Genomic DNA, 13,899 nt, shown 5'->3' with positions numbered 1-13,899 from the left:
CATGCTGAAGTTCCTGCACGTCGCGTGTCTGCTTTCCGCGACAACGCTTGCCTCCCAGAGTCTCGCTGGGGACGGCGGCTCGCTGCAGATCTATGTGTCCAAGGCCGAACAGAGCCTGACGGTCTATGACGGCGACCAGGTGGTCGCCACCTCCCATGTCTCGACCGGCAAACCCGGACACTCGACGCCATCCGGCATCTTCTCGATCCTGGAGAAGCAGCGCTACCACGAGTCCAACCTATACTCGAGCGCTCCGATGCCGTGGATGCAGCGGCTCACCTGGTCCGGCGTCGCGCTCCACGAATCGAACAGCGTGCCGAACTACCCGGCCTCGCACGGCTGTGTGCGGCTGCCGCGCGCCTTCGCCAAAGCGCTCTACCAGATGACCGAGCGCGGCGCCCACGTGATCATCACCGACGAACCGGTCACCCCGGCGCCTGTCCGGCACGCGACGCTCTTTCAGCCGCGCAGGGCGATCGATGAAGGACAGCTGCTTTCCGATGCCGAACTGCGGCCGTCCACCATCGAGGCGGGACGGAGGCCTGTGCAGGTCGCCATGGTCGAAAAGGAGGCGACGAGCCCGGTGCAGTCAGCCGACGTCTTCGCCGACATTCCGCCGGTACGCATCCTCATCACCCGGCGCGGCCAGCGCGAGACCTTGATGGACGTGCAGGCGATGCTCACCGAGCTCGGTTTCGACGCCGGTCCCGTCGACGGCTATCTCGGCCGACAGACGATCTCGGCCATTGACGGCTACAAGCGGTGGAAGGGACTGGAAACCAGGGGCGAAATCCTGTCGCCCGAATTCCTGACCCGAATCTATGCAAGCGCCGGAAAGGGTGCACCGCCGCTCGGCCAGATCATGGTGCGGCAGAAATTCAAACCGGTCTTCGAGGCTGCGGTCTCGATCGCCGATCCGCAGAAGCCGCTCGGCACCCATTTCATCGAGGCGACGCATGTCGACATGCTCGCCGGCAGCGCCGAATGGCGTGGTGTCACGCTCGAGAACCATCTCTCCAGTCAGACGATGAAGCGCCTCGGCATCGAAGCCCCCGTGGCCGCTGAGCTCACGCCGACGCTTGCGGAGACGCTCGACCGCATCTCGATCCCCGACGCGGTGCGCCGCAAGATCGAGCCGATGCTCGGCGAAGGCAGCTCGATCACCATTTCCGACGCAGGCGTTGGGCCGGAGACCGGCGACGGAACCGACTTCATCACCGTGACGCGCGAGGTACCGCGCGGCTGACCCAGTCACGCTGTCGCCAAACGGCGGCGGCTACACCAGCTCGACGTCGACGATGCCGGGCGCCGAGCGTAGCGCTGCCGCGATCTCGGGCGAGATGCGATATCTTTCCGAAAGCTCGACCTCGATCTCGCGCTGGCCGTCTTCCTTGATGACGACGAAGGAGACGAGACCGTCGCCTTTCGTGTTGAGATGGGCGGCGACCGCCTTCAGCGGACCGGAATCGCGGACATAGACGCGTAGCGCCTTCTGCATCTGCAGCGACTTTTCTTCGAGCGACTGCGCCGTCTGGATCCTGAGCCCGATACCCTCGGGCCGCTCTTCCGCGGCGACCGTGATGACCACCGATTTGCCGGATTCCAGGAGGTCGCGGTACTGGTTCAGGCCTTCGGAAAACAGGACGGCCTCGAACTGGCCGGAGGAATCCGAAAACGTGACGATGCCCATCTTGTTGCCTGTGCGGGTCTTGCGTTCCTGGCGCCCCGTCACCGTGCCGGCGAGGCGTCCGGCGGTCGCCCCCTGTTTCACCGAAGCGGAGAAATCGGCAAAGGTCTGGACGCGCATCTTCTCGAGGAGCGACCGGTAGGTGTCGAGCGGATGGGCGGAGAGGTAGAAGCCCAGCACCTGGAATTCGCGGTGCAGCTTCTCCGAGGCGAGCCAGGGGGTGTAGGCCGGGAAGACGATCTTCTCCGGTCCTGTCGCGCCACCGGCGCCGAACATGTCGGACTGGCCGCTGACGGCATTCTCCTGCGCGCGCTGCGCATAGCCGAGAATGCGGTCGAGCCCGCCGATCAGTTCCGCCCGGTCGTGACCGAAGCAGTCGAAGGCACCGGCGCAGATCAGGCTTTCGAAGACGCGGCGATTGATCTGCTTCGGATCGATCCGCAGGCAGAAGTCTTCGAGGCTCTCGAAGGGTTTGTCGCCGCGGACCTCGACGATGTGGTCGACGGCCGACTCGCCTACGCCCTTGATGGCGGCGAGTGCATAGTAGATGCAGCGGTCGCCGGTCTGGAAATGACGGAACGAGGTCTGGACCGACGGTGGGACGACCTTGATGCCGAGGCGCCCCGCATCCTGGCGGAAGTCGTTGAGCTTCTCGCTGTTGGCCATATCGTAGGTCATGGTCGCGGCGAGGAACTCGACCGGGTAATGCGCCTTCATGTAGGCCGTCTGATAGGAGACGATCGCGTAGGCGGCGGCGTGCGACTTGTTGAAGCCGTAGTTGGCGAACTTGGCGAGCAGGTCGAAGATGATGTCCGCCTGGTTCTTGGACACGCCGTTCTTCACTGCGCCGTCGACGAAGCGGGCGCGCTGCTTGTCCATCTCCTCCTTGATCTTCTTGCCCATGGCGCGGCGCAGGAGGTCGGCTTCGCCGAGCGAATAGCCCGACAGAACCTGGGCGATCTGCATCACCTGCTCCTGGTAGACGATGACGCCCTGCGTTTCCTTCAGGAGATAGTCGATCTTCGGATGGATCGACTCGATCTCTTCCTCGCCGTGCTTGCGGGCATTGTAGACCGGGATGTTCTCCATCGGGCCCGGGCGGTAGAGCGCCACCAGCGCGATGATGTCCTCGATGCAGTCCGGCCGCATGCCGATCAGCGCCTTGCGCATGCCTGCACTTTCAACCTGGAACACGCCGACCGTCTCGCCGCGCGAGAGCATCGCGTAGGTTTCCTTGTCGTCGAGCGGAATCGACGCGAGATCAACGGTGACGCCGCGCTGGCGGGCGACGAAATCGACCGCTGTCTTCAGGACCGTCAACGTCTTCAGGCCGAGGAAGTCGAACTTGACGAGGCCCGCCTGCTCGACCCACTTCATGTTGAACTGCGTGACCGGCATGTCGGAGCGCGGATCGCGATACATCGGCACCAGCTTCGACAGCGGCCGGTCGCCGATCACGATACCGGCGGCATGGGTCGATGCATGGCGGTAGAGGCCCTCGATCTTCTGGGCGATGTCGAGAAGGCGCGCGACGACCGGCTCGGCTTCCGCCTCCTCGCGCAGCTTCGGCTCCTCCTCGATCGCCTTGGAGAGCGGCGTCGGGTTCGCCGGATTGTTCGGCACCAGCTTGCAGATCTTGTCGACCTGTCCGTAGGGCATCTCCAGAACGCGGCCGACGTCGCGCAACGCCGCGCGCGCCTGCAGCGAACCGAAGGTGATGATCTGCGCCACCTGTTCGCGGCCGTACTTCTTCTGGACGTAGCGGATCACCTCTTCGCGCCGGTCCTGGCAGAAGTCGATGTCGAAGTCCGGCATCGACACGCGCTCCGGATTGAGGAAGCGTTCGAAGAGCAGCGAGAAGCGCAGCGGGTCGACGTCGGTGATGGTGAGGGCATAGGCGACCAGCGAGCCCGCACCCGAACCACGGCCCGGGCCGACCGGAATGTCATGCTGCTTGGCCCACTTGATGAAGTCGGAGACGATCAGGAAGTAACCGGGGAACTTCATGCGCTCGATGATCGAGAGCTCGAATTGCAGCCGCTCGCGGTAATCCTTCTCCTCGTAGCCCGGCGCCATTCCGAGCGCCGCGATCCGCCGGTCGAGGCCCTCGACCGCCTGCCGCCTCAGTTCCTCCGCCTCGGCCTTCTCCGCCTCCTCCGGATCGGCACCGACGCCGGCAAAGCGCGGCAGGATCGGCTTGCGCGTGCCGAGCACGAAGGAGCAGCGCATGGCGATCTCGACGGTGTTCTCGATCGCCTCCGGCAGATCGTCGAAGAGCGCCTGCATCTCGGCCCGGCTCTTCAGATAGTGGTCAGGTGTCAGGCGGAAGCGGTTGTCGTCGGAGACGATCGCATTGTGGGCGACCGCCATCAGGGCGTCATGCGCGTCGTAATCCTCCCGCGTCAGGAAGAAGGCCTCGTTGGTCGCAACCAGCGGCAGTTCATGACGGTAGGCGAGCTGAACCATCCTGGTCTCGTGCCGACGATCGTAGTCGCCGTGGCGCTGCAGCTCGACGTAGAGCCGGTCGCCGAAAAGCCGCTTCAGCGTCAAAAGCCTCGTTTCCGCCTGCGCGCTGTGTCCTTCCAAAAGCGCGACGTCCACTGGCCCGCCCGAAGCTCCGGTCAGGGCAATCAGCCCCTCCGTCCCGCGTTCCTCCAGCCATGACGCAGTGACATGCACCGCCTGGTGCCCCTCGCCTTCCAGATAGGCCCGGCTGACGAGATCGACGAGCCGCTCGTAACCGGCCGCGTTCGCCGCGAGCAGCACGATCGCCGGATATCTGGCGGGAGCATGAGACGACCGCTTGTCATCCCTGGCATCCTCCATGTCGATCGACACCTGACAGCCGATGACCGGCTGCAGCCCGTCGCCGACGGCATACTGCGAGAATTCGAGCGCGACGAAGAGATTGTTGGTGTCGGTGATCGCGATCGCCGGCTGGCCGTCGGCGGCAGCCTTCCGGAGGATCTTCTTCAGCGGCAATGCGCCTTCGAGAAGCGAATAGGCCGAATGCAGGCGCAAATGCACAAAACCCGGCGAACTTGCCTCGCGCCCGCCCTCGTCAACTGCTTCGCCCATATCCGTCATTACCCGCATCCGATGAATCGGTGCGATTTTCGATCGCCCCGACAGGGAAGTCCAGCCTTGTCGGCCGGATACGGGTCACTCTCTACAGGATAGGCGCAGGAACCTCAAATCGCCGAGACGATCACCGACAAGCCGGTGACGAACATGAGGATCGAGGCGAATGCGGCGACATCACGGAAAACATCAGTCATGGCTCACTCCTTACTCGTTATGTTTTTAGTTTGTTCCCTCTTTGTTCCTTTGTCAACCCAAAAAGGGTCATATGGTTCCATCAACGACGCGAATACGCGGGAACATAGGGGTAACGCGACTACGGCGCGCCCCTGCAGGGGCTCTCGCCGGGCGAAGACAAAGGAGCGGGAACGTTGGCGGCAGTTTGCGCCGGCACCGCGGCCGTCATCGCCGCGGCCGTCCGGAAGCGTCTCAGACCGCGTAATCGACGATCTTGCCGTCGACGATCGTCACGCAGCGGTCCATGCGCTGGGCCAGTTCGTGATTATGGGTGGCAATCAGCGCGGCGAGCCCCGATTGGCGGACCAGCGCACGCAGAGCGGAGAAGACGTAGGATGCCGTCTCCGGGTCGAGATTGCCGGTCGGCTCGTCGGCGAGCAGCACGAGCGGCGCGTTGGCGACGGCGCGGGCGATCGCCACACGCTGCTGTTCGCCGCCCGAGAGTTCCGCCGGACGATGATCGGCACGGTGGCCGATCCGCATGTAATCGAGAAGCTGCGCGGCGCGCTCCTTGGCCTCGGCCATGGAAAGCCCGGCGATGAGCTGCGGCATCATGATGTTCTCGAGGGCAGAGAATTCCGGCAGCAGGTGGTGGAACTGGTAGACGAAGCCGATCGAGCGCCGCCGCACGGCGGTGCGGCGGTCCTCGGAGAGCCCCGAACAGGCTTCCCCGCCGATCACGACTTCGCCGGCGTCGGGATGCTCGAGCAGGCCAGCGACGTGCAGAAGCGTCGACTTGCCCGTTCCCGACGGGGCGACAAGCGCCACCGTCTCGCCGCTCTCGAGGCTGAATTCGGCACCCTTCAGGATGCTCAGCAGCGTCTCGCCCTGCCCGTAATTGCGATCGATCCCGGTAAGCGCGAGGACTTTGTCGGTGGCCATGGAAAGCGGCATCCTTATTCGTAGCGGAGGGCCTGTACCGGGTCGAGCCGCGAGGCGCGCCAGGCGGGGAAGAGCGTCGCCAGGAAGGAGAGCGTCAGCGCCATGATGACGACAGACATCGTCTCGCCGACGTTCATATCGGCCGGAAGCTGGCTCAGGAAGTAGAGTTCAGGATCGAAGAGCACCGTGCCGCTGACCCAGGAGAAGAAGCCGCGGATCGATTCGATGTTGAGGCAAACGACGACACCGAGGGCCACCCCGGCGAAGGTGCCGGTGACGCCGATCGCCGCGCCGGTCATGAAGAAGATGCGCATGATCGAGCCGGCGGTCGCACCCATGGTGCGCAGGATCGCGATGTCGCTTCCCTTGTCCTTCACCAGCATGATGAGGCCCGAGATGATGTTGAGCGCGGCGACGAGCACGATCAGCGTCAGGATCATGAACATCACGTTGCGCTCGACCTGCAGGGCCGAGAAGAAGGTCTGGTTGCGCTGGCGCCAGTCGGTGATGAAGATCTGTCGCCCGGCCGCTTCCTCGACCTTCGGCCGCAGCTCGTCGACGAGGTCCGGATCGGCGACGAAAAGCTCGATCGACTGGACGATGCCCTCGGCATTGAAATAGAGTTGCGCCTCCTCGAGCGGCATGTAGATGATCGAGGCGTCGTATTCCGACATGCCGATCTCGAAGATGCCGGAGACGGTATAGGACTTCACCCGCGGATTGACCCCGAGTGGCGTGACATCGCCTTCCGGCGAGACGAGCGTGATCGTATCGCCGGCCGTGAGCCCGAGTTCGTTCGCCATGCGCGAGCCGATCAGGACGCCCTGCCCCGCCGCAAAGCCGACCATGTCGCCGGCACGGATGTTGTTCGAGACCGTCTTGAGCTTGGTGAGGTCGTCGGCGCGGATGCCACGCACCAGCGCACCGGTTCCCGCCCCGCCACGGCCGGAGGCAAGCGTCTGCCCCTCGACGAGCGGCAGCGCCATCGTGACACCGGCGATGCCGGAGAACTTGTCGGCAAGCTCCGCATAGTTGTCGAGCGGCCCGTCGACCGGCTGCACGATCATGTGGCCGTTGATGCCGAGGATTCGCGAGATGAGTTCAGTGCGAAAGCCGTTCATCACCGCCATGACGATGATGAGGGTCGCGACGCCGAGCATGATGCCGACGAAGGAGAAGCCGGCGATCACCGAAATGAACGCTTCCTTCCGCCGGGCGCGCAGATAGCGCCAGGCGACGATGCGCTCGAAGGCGGAGAACGGCCGCGCCGACGGGCTCGGGGTGACCTTGTCCGCCTCGCGGCCTTCGACTGCGCTTGTCATCTCGCCTCCTCGACCGGCAATCAGCCGACCAGCTTGTTGATGGCCGCTTCTACCGTCATTGTTTCACGCGCGCCGGTCTTGCGGTCCTTGAGCTCGACCTCGCCGTTGGCGACGGAGCGCGGGCCGGCGATGACCTGGACGGGAACGCCGATGAGGTCCGCGGTGGCGAACTTGGTACCGGCCCGGTCGTCGGTGTCGTCGAGCAGCACGTCCTTGCCCGCGTTCGAAAGCGCAGCGTAGATCGCGTCACAGGTAGCGTCGCAGGCCGTGTCGCCGGCCTTCATGTTGATCACGACCGCATCGAAGGGCGCGACCGAGGCCGGCCAGATGATGCCGGTGTCGTCGTGCGAGGCTTCGATGATCGCCGGGACGAGGCGCGTCGGGCCGATGCCGTAGGATCCCATGTGCACGGTATGCTCCTTGCCGTCGGGGCCCTGAACCTTCGCGCCCATCGGCTCGGAATACTTGGTGCCGAAGTAGAAAATATGGCCGACCTCGATGCCGCGCGCGGAGAGGCGCTCACCTTCCGGAACTGCGGCGAAGGCCGCCTCGTCATGCATCTCGGAGGTCGCGGCGTAGAGCGAGGTCCACTTGTCGAAGATCGCCTGCAGGCCCCTTACATCGTCGAAGTCGGTGTCTACGCCCGGAATGTCGAAATCGACGAAATCCTTGTGGCAGAAGACTTCCGACTCGCCGGTCTCGGCGAGAATGATGAACTCGTGGCTGTGATTGCCGCCGATCGGGCCGGTGTCGGCGCGCATCGGGATCGCCCGGAGCCCGAGCCGGTCGAAGGTGCGCAGATAGGCCGCGAACATCTTGTTGTAGGAGTGCACGGCCGCTTCCATGGTGAGGTCGAAGGAATAGGCGTCCTTCATCATGAATTCGCGCGAGCGCATGGTGCCGAAGCGCGGACGGATCTCGTCGCGGAACTTCAACTGGATATGGTAGAGGTTCAGCGGCAGGTCCTTGTAGGACTTGACGTAGGAGCGAAAGATGTCGGTGACCATCTCCTCGTTGGTCGGGCCATAGAGCATCGGCCGGTCCTGCCGGTCCTTGATGCGCAGCATCTCCTTGCCGTAATCATCATACCGACCGCTCTCCTGCCAGAGTTCGGCCGACTGCAGCGTCGGCATCAGGATCTCGATGGCGCCGGCGCGGTTCTGCTCCTCGCGGATGATCTTGTTGACCTTGTCGAGCACGCGCTTGCCCAGCGGCAGCCAGGAATAGATCCCCTGGCTCTGCTGTCGGATCATGCCGGCACGCAGCATCAGGCGGTGCGAGACGATCTCCGCTTCCTTCGGATTTTCCTTGAGGATGGGCATAAAATAGCGTGACAGACGCATAACGAATTCCAGACAGGTAGTGGCGCCCGCGCATTTTTCGCGGAATCAGCCGTGACAACGGTTGGTGTGGCTGCGTTCATAGCTGTTTCCGGAGGGGATGAAAACCCGCAACCCGCCTGCCATCCGACGCGCCTACCCGTCGGCGCCCGCACCCGCCACATCGCCTGTCTGCGCGGCCTCCACAGGCTGTCGGCAGGCCAGTTTTGCTCGCTCGGCCTGCGACATTTGGGCATCATCGATTTTTTTCGCGGACTGTAGCAAAAATACAAAAATTGGACGTGACAACGTTTAAACTTTGGGCTAGCGTGAGCCCACAAAACAGGCAGGAAGCTTAAATTCTTGCCGCACTCGCGGTTAAATCTTGGGAGGATCAGATCTTTGGCGCGCTCGTTCGCTGCCCCGTAACAGGTTAAGGATCACGCGATACTTTCAAACAAGGTCATACGACCTTGTTTTTTTTTGCTTTCCAGACAACGAGCACGAGTCGAAGATGCTCGAAAGCACGCTTCCAGGGCTGTCAAGCTCGCCCTCGGACGCCAGACACCTCAATCGAAACGCGGCATGATCTGCGGCAGGCTGTCGACACTGATCCCGAAATAGGTCGAGGCGATGAACCACCCCGCGTAGATGACGGCCGAGATCACCGTCGTCAGAAGGACGACACGGCCACCGCGGAACCGGGCCGGCGCGCTCCCGACGCTACCGGGCACCACGTCCTTCTCTTCGTCCTGCGTCTTCAGCCCGATCGGCAGAACGGCGAACAGGGTGATCCACCAGATGATGAAATAGACGGCGAAGGCCGAGACGAACGTCATGTCGAGAACTCCGGGACGCCCTGCCCGGGCGTCGTCATTTTTCGAGCCGCGGCCTCGCCGCGTCGGCACCTTATAGGCCGAACGGATCGCCGGCACAAACCCCCGAGGCAATGATCGCCGGGGCGCTTCACGCGGCCGGAAGGCACAAACGCAGAAAGGTCAGAGCTGTTCGAGCTCGATCAGCGTTCCGTTGAAATCCTTGGGATGAAGGAAGAGCACCGGCTTGCCGTGAGCGCCGATCTTCGGTTCGCCACCGCCGAGCACGCGCGCACCGCTTTCCGTCAGCCGGTCGCGAACAACGAGAATGTCATCGACCTCGTAACAGATGTGGTGCATGCCGCCGGCGGGGTTCTTCGCGAGAAAGGCCGCGATCGGCGAGTCGGCGCCGAGCGGCTCGAGCAACTCGATCTTGGTGTTCGGCAGTTCCACGAAGACGACCGTGACGCCATGTTCCGGCAGGGACTGCGGCGCGGAGACGGTAGCGCCCAGCATGTCGCGATAGGACGCCGTCGCAGCCTCGAGATCCGGTACGGCGATGGCGACGTGATTGACCCGTCCAAGCATGGAATACTCCCTTCGAACGAAACAGAGATTGCGGACGCGGCGGACCCTATACCGGGAACCGCTCGCCCGTCACTCAGACTTTCGTCACGAACACGGTCACCACCGGCTTCTTGCCCCAGGCCTCGTTGGCTGCGGCACGAACGGCGCGGCGGATGCTCTCGCGCACGACATCGAGGTCCTTGCGCCGCACCCGCGGAATGCTCTCCACCGCGCCGAGGATGGCGTCATAGAGGGTGTCTTCCATGTCCTCACCCTCCTCGTCCACTTCCGGCAGCCCGCAGGCGACAACGTCCGGATCGCCGAGGAAGTCGTAACGGCTGTCGAGCAGCACGTTGACCGAGACATGGCCGACATAGGAAAGCTTGCGGCGTTCGCCGATCCCCATCTCTTCGAAGTCGCCGACGAGCTTGCCGTCCTTGTAGACGCGGCCGAACGGCGCCTGGTCGATGACCTCGGCCGGACCGGGTGCCAGGCGAAGCATGTCGCCGTTGCGCACCTTCGGAACGGTCTTGACGCCGGACTGCAGGGCGAGCTCGGCCTGCGCCGTCAGGTGCGCTGCCTGGCCATGCACCGGCACGACCATCTGCGGCCGGGTCCATTCGTACATCTGCAGCAGCTCGTTACGCCGCGGATGGCCGGAGACATGGACCAGCGCCTCGCTGTCGGTGACGATGTGGAGGCCCTGGTCGACCAGGCCGTTCTTGATGTCCTGGATCGCCTTCTCGTTGCCCGGGATCGTGCGCGAGGAGAAGACGATCGTATCGCCGGCGGCGAAGGCGACATTGCGCATTTCGTCACGGGCAATCCTTGCGAGCGCCGCCCGCGGTTCGCCCTGGCTGCCGGTCAGGATGACCACCACCTTGTCGCGCGGAATATAGCCGAACTCGTCTTCGGCGATGAAAGGCTTCACACCCTCCATGAGCCCGATATCGGCGGCGACGGCGACGACGCGCTTCAGCGAACTGCCGAGCAGGAGAACCTCGCGGCCAGCCGCCTCCGCGGCCTGCGCGATCGAGCGGATGCGCCCGACATTCGACGAGAAGGTGGTGATCGCGACGCGCCCTTCCGCCGTCTCGATGATCTGGCGGAGACCGTCGGACACCTGCTGCTCGGACGGCGATACGCCGTCGCGCATGGCGTTCGTGCTGTCGCACATCAGCGCCAGCACGCCCTCGTCGCCGAGCTCGCGGAAACGCGTCTCGTCGGTCAGCGGCCCGAGCGAGGGCGCATGGTCGATCTTCCAGTCGCCCGTGTGGATCACATTGCCGAGCGGCGTGCGGATCACCAGCGACATCGGTTCGGGAATGGAGTGGTTGACGCCGACCGCCTCGATGCTGAACGGCCCGACATTGATCCGGTCGCCCGCCTTGAAGGGCGTTACCGGAATATCAGCGCGGCTACCCTCGTAGTCGCGCTTGGCTTCCAGCATCCCGGCGGTGAAGGCAGAGGCATAGACCGGAACGTTGAGGCCCGGCCAGACGTCGTTCAGGCCGCCGTAGTGGTCCTCATGGGCATGGGTGATGATGATGGCCTTGAGATTGCGCTTCTGCGCCTCGATGAAGCGTATGTCGGGAAGCACGAGGTCGACGCCCGGCAGGTCCGGCCCGGGGAAAGTGACCCCGCAGTCGACCATGATCCATTGGCGGTTCGACGGCGTTCCATAGCCGTATAGTGCGAGGTTCATGCCGATCTCGCCGACGCCGCCGAGCGGCAGGAACACCAGTTCTTCTTGCTTTGCCATTCTTCCCTTGTACCAGTTCAACCAAAGAATACGTCACCGGCCGCGATCGCCATCTGCCCTTCCGGGCCGCGATCGAGCAGGAGATAGCCTTTATCATCAATTCCTGCAAAGTAACCGGAAATCGACCGGTCCGGCAGGTTCACGGTGATTTTTTCGCCGATCCCGCAGGCATGCCGGCGCCAGCGTTCGACGACCGCCGCCGTTCCCCGTCCCGCGTTCCAGAGGTTCAGCACCTCGGCCATAGAAGAGAACAATCGAGCGAAGAGTTCTTCCGGCGAAACCGCCACCCCGTGCTCGACAAGCGAAGTAACGGGATAGGCCGTGCCGTCCGGTTTCCGGACAATGTTGATGCCGATCCCGATCGCGATCGCATGGCGCCCGTCGGGCAGCGCCTCCCCTTCCAGCAGGATGCCGCAGGTCTTCGCCCTGCCGATCAGGATGTCGTTCGGCCACTTGATCTCGAGCGGCAGCGCATCCGCCGGCAGCACGGCACGGATTGCGTCGTGCACGGCAAGGGCAACGGCAAGCGGCAGTGACGAGACACGCTCCATCGGTGCCGCATCGACGAGAAGCAGCGAGGCGTAGAGGTTTCCCGGCTCGGAGACCCATGCCCTGCCGCGCCGGCCGCGACCGCCGGTCTGGCTTTCGGCGGTCAGCCACAGAAAACCGGAATCGCCCGCGCGAGCGCGGGCGAGACATTCACTGTTGGTGGAGGCGAGGACGCGGTGCGCCTCGTGCCGGAAGTCGTCGACCGACAACCGCCGGCAGGTGTCGTGCCCGCTCAATAGAAGAGGGTCTTGGCTGCGGCCTCGGCCATGACGTCGAGCGGACCGCCGACCAGCAGATAACCGACAACGAAGAGACCCGACAGACCGAAGACCAGGCGAAGCTCGCCAGCGATACGGGTGAACTCGACCTTCGCATCATCGAACCACATGACCTTAACGACGCGCAGGTAGTAGTAGGCACCGACCACCGACGAGAGCACGCCGATGATGGCGAGACCATAGAGCTGCGCCTCGACCGCTGCGACGAAGACGAAGTACTTCGCAAAGAAGCCGGCGAGCGGCGGGATGCCGGCGAGCGAGAACATCAGCGCGCTGAGCACCACGGCCATGAACGGCTTGGTGGTGGAAAGGCCGGCGAGGTCGTCGACGTTCTCGACATTGCCGCCTTCCTTGACGCGCATCGCCATGATGCAGGCGAAGGTGCCGAGCGTGGTGATGAGGTAAATCGACAGGTAGATGATGACGCCCGTCACACCCGTCTTCGAGCCGGCCGCAAGACCAACGAGCGCGTAGCCCATGTGACCGATCGAGGAATAGGCCATCAGTCGCTTGATGTTGCGCTGGCCGATCGCGGCGAACGAACCGAGCAGCATCGAGGCGAGCGAGATGAAGACGACGACCTGCTGCCATTCGACGAAGATCGGCTGGAACGCGCCGATGACCAGACGGACGAAGATCGCCATCGCGCCGATCTTCGGGGCGGCGGCGAGGAAGGCGGTGACCGGCGTCGGCGCGCCTTCGTAGACGTCCGGCGTCCACATGTGGAACGGAACGGCGGAAATCTTGAAGGCGAGGCCGGCGAGGATGAAGACGAGGCCGAAGATCAGCCCGAGCTGCGGCTTGCCCGCCATCAGGACCTTGGCGATCTCGTCGAAGCCGGTGTTGCCGGTGAAACCGTAGACCAGCGACATGCCGTAGAGCAGCATGCCCGAGGAAAGTGCGCCGAGGACGAAATACTTCAGGCCGGCTTCCGTCGAGCGCAGGCTGTCACGGTTGATCGCCGCGACGACATAGAGCGCCAGCGACTGCAGTTCCAGCGACAGGTAGAGCGAGATGAGGTCGTTCGCCGAAATCATCAGCATGATGCCGAGCGTCGCCAGCACCAGCAGGACCGGGAATTCGAAACGGTCGAGATGGTCGAAGCGGGCGTGGCCGACCGCCATGATCATCGCCGTCACCGAACCGATCAGCGCGAGGACCTTCATGAAGCGGGCATAACCGTCCGCCAGATAGGCGCCGCCGAAGGCGGAACCTTCTGCGGGTATGAGCACCATCCACAGGCCCGAGGCGATCAGCAGCGCCACGGCAAGTCCGGTCACCGTCGGCGTGGACTTGTCTCCGGAGAATACGCCAACCATCAGCAGCACCAGGGCACCGACCGCGAGGATCAGTTCCGGTGTGACGAGATGCAGGCTTGCAACGAGTGTTTCAGCGTTCAT

At 63.9% G+C, this 13,899-nt stretch carries 10 protein-coding genes; 1 reads left to right on the top strand and 9 read right to left on the bottom strand.

The features are described from left to right. Position 1: 1 nt before the first annotated feature. Positions 2–1,246, top strand: a complete 1,245-nt coding sequence (locus tag NHF53_RS07290; protein ID WP_114362188.1) for a L,D-transpeptidase family protein — start codon at positions 2–4, stop codon at positions 1,244–1,246. A gap of 30 nt (positions 1,247–1,276) precedes the next feature. Here the strand turns inward: NHF53_RS07290 and dnaE are convergent, their stop codons facing one another. The 9 genes from dnaE to nuoN form a co-directional block, all read right to left on the bottom strand. Continuing rightward, on the bottom strand, positions 1,277–4,765 hold the full coding sequence (dnaE, locus tag NHF53_RS07285; protein ID WP_252834936.1) for a DNA polymerase III subunit alpha: 3,489 nt from the start codon (positions 4,763–4,765) through the stop codon (positions 1,277–1,279). A 432-nt stretch (positions 4,766–5,197) separates the two neighbouring features. Next, positions 5,198–5,887, bottom strand: coding sequence for an ABC transporter ATP-binding protein (locus NHF53_RS07280; protein ID WP_252833672.1), 690 nt, complete (start codon positions 5,885–5,887; stop codon positions 5,198–5,200). A 14-nt stretch (positions 5,888–5,901) separates the two neighbouring features. Continuing rightward, entirely contained in the window at positions 5,902–7,209 is a 1,308-nt protein-coding gene (locus tag NHF53_RS07275) for a lipoprotein-releasing ABC transporter permease subunit (RefSeq protein ID WP_112687168.1), read from the bottom strand. 20 nt (positions 7,210–7,229) lie between these two features. Then, a complete protein-coding gene (gene proS, locus NHF53_RS07270) occupies positions 7,230–8,552 on the bottom strand; it encodes a proline--tRNA ligase (RefSeq protein ID WP_148658827.1) in 1,323 nt (440 codons plus the stop codon). A gap of 545 nt (positions 8,553–9,097) precedes the next feature. Beyond that, entirely contained in the window at positions 9,098–9,367 is a 270-nt protein-coding gene (locus tag NHF53_RS07265; RefSeq protein ID WP_252833671.1) for a DUF1467 family protein, read from the bottom strand. A 159-nt stretch (positions 9,368–9,526) separates the two neighbouring features. After that, positions 9,527–9,931 (bottom strand): methylmalonyl-CoA epimerase, encoded by a 405-nt coding sequence (mce, locus tag NHF53_RS07260; RefSeq protein WP_252833670.1) that lies wholly within the window; start codon positions 9,929–9,931, stop codon positions 9,527–9,529. Positions 9,932–10,004: 73 nt separating this feature from the next. Beyond that, positions 10,005–11,672 (bottom strand): ribonuclease J, encoded by a 1,668-nt coding sequence (locus tag NHF53_RS07255; RefSeq protein ID WP_252833669.1) that lies wholly within the window; start codon positions 11,670–11,672, stop codon positions 10,005–10,007. Positions 11,673–11,689: 17 nt separating this feature from the next. Continuing rightward, positions 11,690–12,457, bottom strand: coding sequence for a biotin--[acetyl-CoA-carboxylase] ligase (locus NHF53_RS07250; protein ID WP_252833668.1), 768 nt, complete (start codon positions 12,455–12,457; stop codon positions 11,690–11,692). Continuing rightward, positions 12,454–13,899 (bottom strand): NADH-quinone oxidoreductase subunit NuoN, encoded by a 1,446-nt coding sequence (gene nuoN, locus NHF53_RS07245; protein WP_252833667.1) that lies wholly within the window; start codon positions 13,897–13,899, stop codon positions 12,454–12,456. The genes NHF53_RS07250 and nuoN overlap by 4 nt, the downstream gene beginning before the upstream one ends.

Origin of the sequence: Ciceribacter sp. RN22, from assembly GCF_024054295.1 — a bacterium.
Taxonomy (GTDB): domain Bacteria; phylum Pseudomonadota; class Alphaproteobacteria; order Rhizobiales; family Rhizobiaceae; genus Allorhizobium; species Allorhizobium lividum.
Note: the sequence above shows the minus strand (reverse complement) of the source record. Positions and strands in the feature narration are given on the sequence as shown.

What these genes read in the sequence shown, in the direction of transcription:
- NHF53_RS07255 (WP_252833669.1), bottom strand. Translation starts at nt 11,672, where the DNA reads ATGGCAAAGCAAGAAGAACTGGTGTTCCTGCCGCTCGGCGGCGTCGGC.
- NHF53_RS07290 (WP_114362188.1), top strand. Translation starts at nt 2, where the DNA reads ATGCTGAAGTTCCTGCACGTCGCGTGTCTGCTTTCCGCGACAACGCTT.
- NHF53_RS07275 (WP_112687168.1), bottom strand. Translation starts at nt 7,209, where the DNA reads ATGACAAGCGCAGTCGAAGGCCGCGAGGCGGACAAGGTCACCCCGAGC.
- dnaE (WP_252834936.1), bottom strand. Translation starts at nt 4,765, where the DNA reads ATGGGCGAAGCAGTTGACGAGGGCGGGCGCGAGGCAAGTTCGCCGGGT.
- mce (WP_252833670.1), bottom strand. Translation starts at nt 9,931, where the DNA reads ATGCTTGGACGGGTCAATCACGTCGCCATCGCCGTACCGGATCTCGAG.
- nuoN (WP_252833667.1), bottom strand. Translation starts at nt 13,899, where the DNA reads ATGAACGCTGAAACACTCGTTGCAAGCCTGCATCTCGTCACACCGGAA.
- proS (WP_148658827.1), bottom strand. Translation starts at nt 8,552, where the DNA reads ATGCGTCTGTCACGCTATTTTATGCCCATCCTCAAGGAAAATCCGAAG.
- NHF53_RS07265 (WP_252833671.1), bottom strand. Translation starts at nt 9,367, where the DNA reads ATGACGTTCGTCTCGGCCTTCGCCGTCTATTTCATCATCTGGTGGATC.
- NHF53_RS07280 (WP_252833672.1), bottom strand. Translation starts at nt 5,887, where the DNA reads ATGGCCACCGACAAAGTCCTCGCGCTTACCGGGATCGATCGCAATTAC.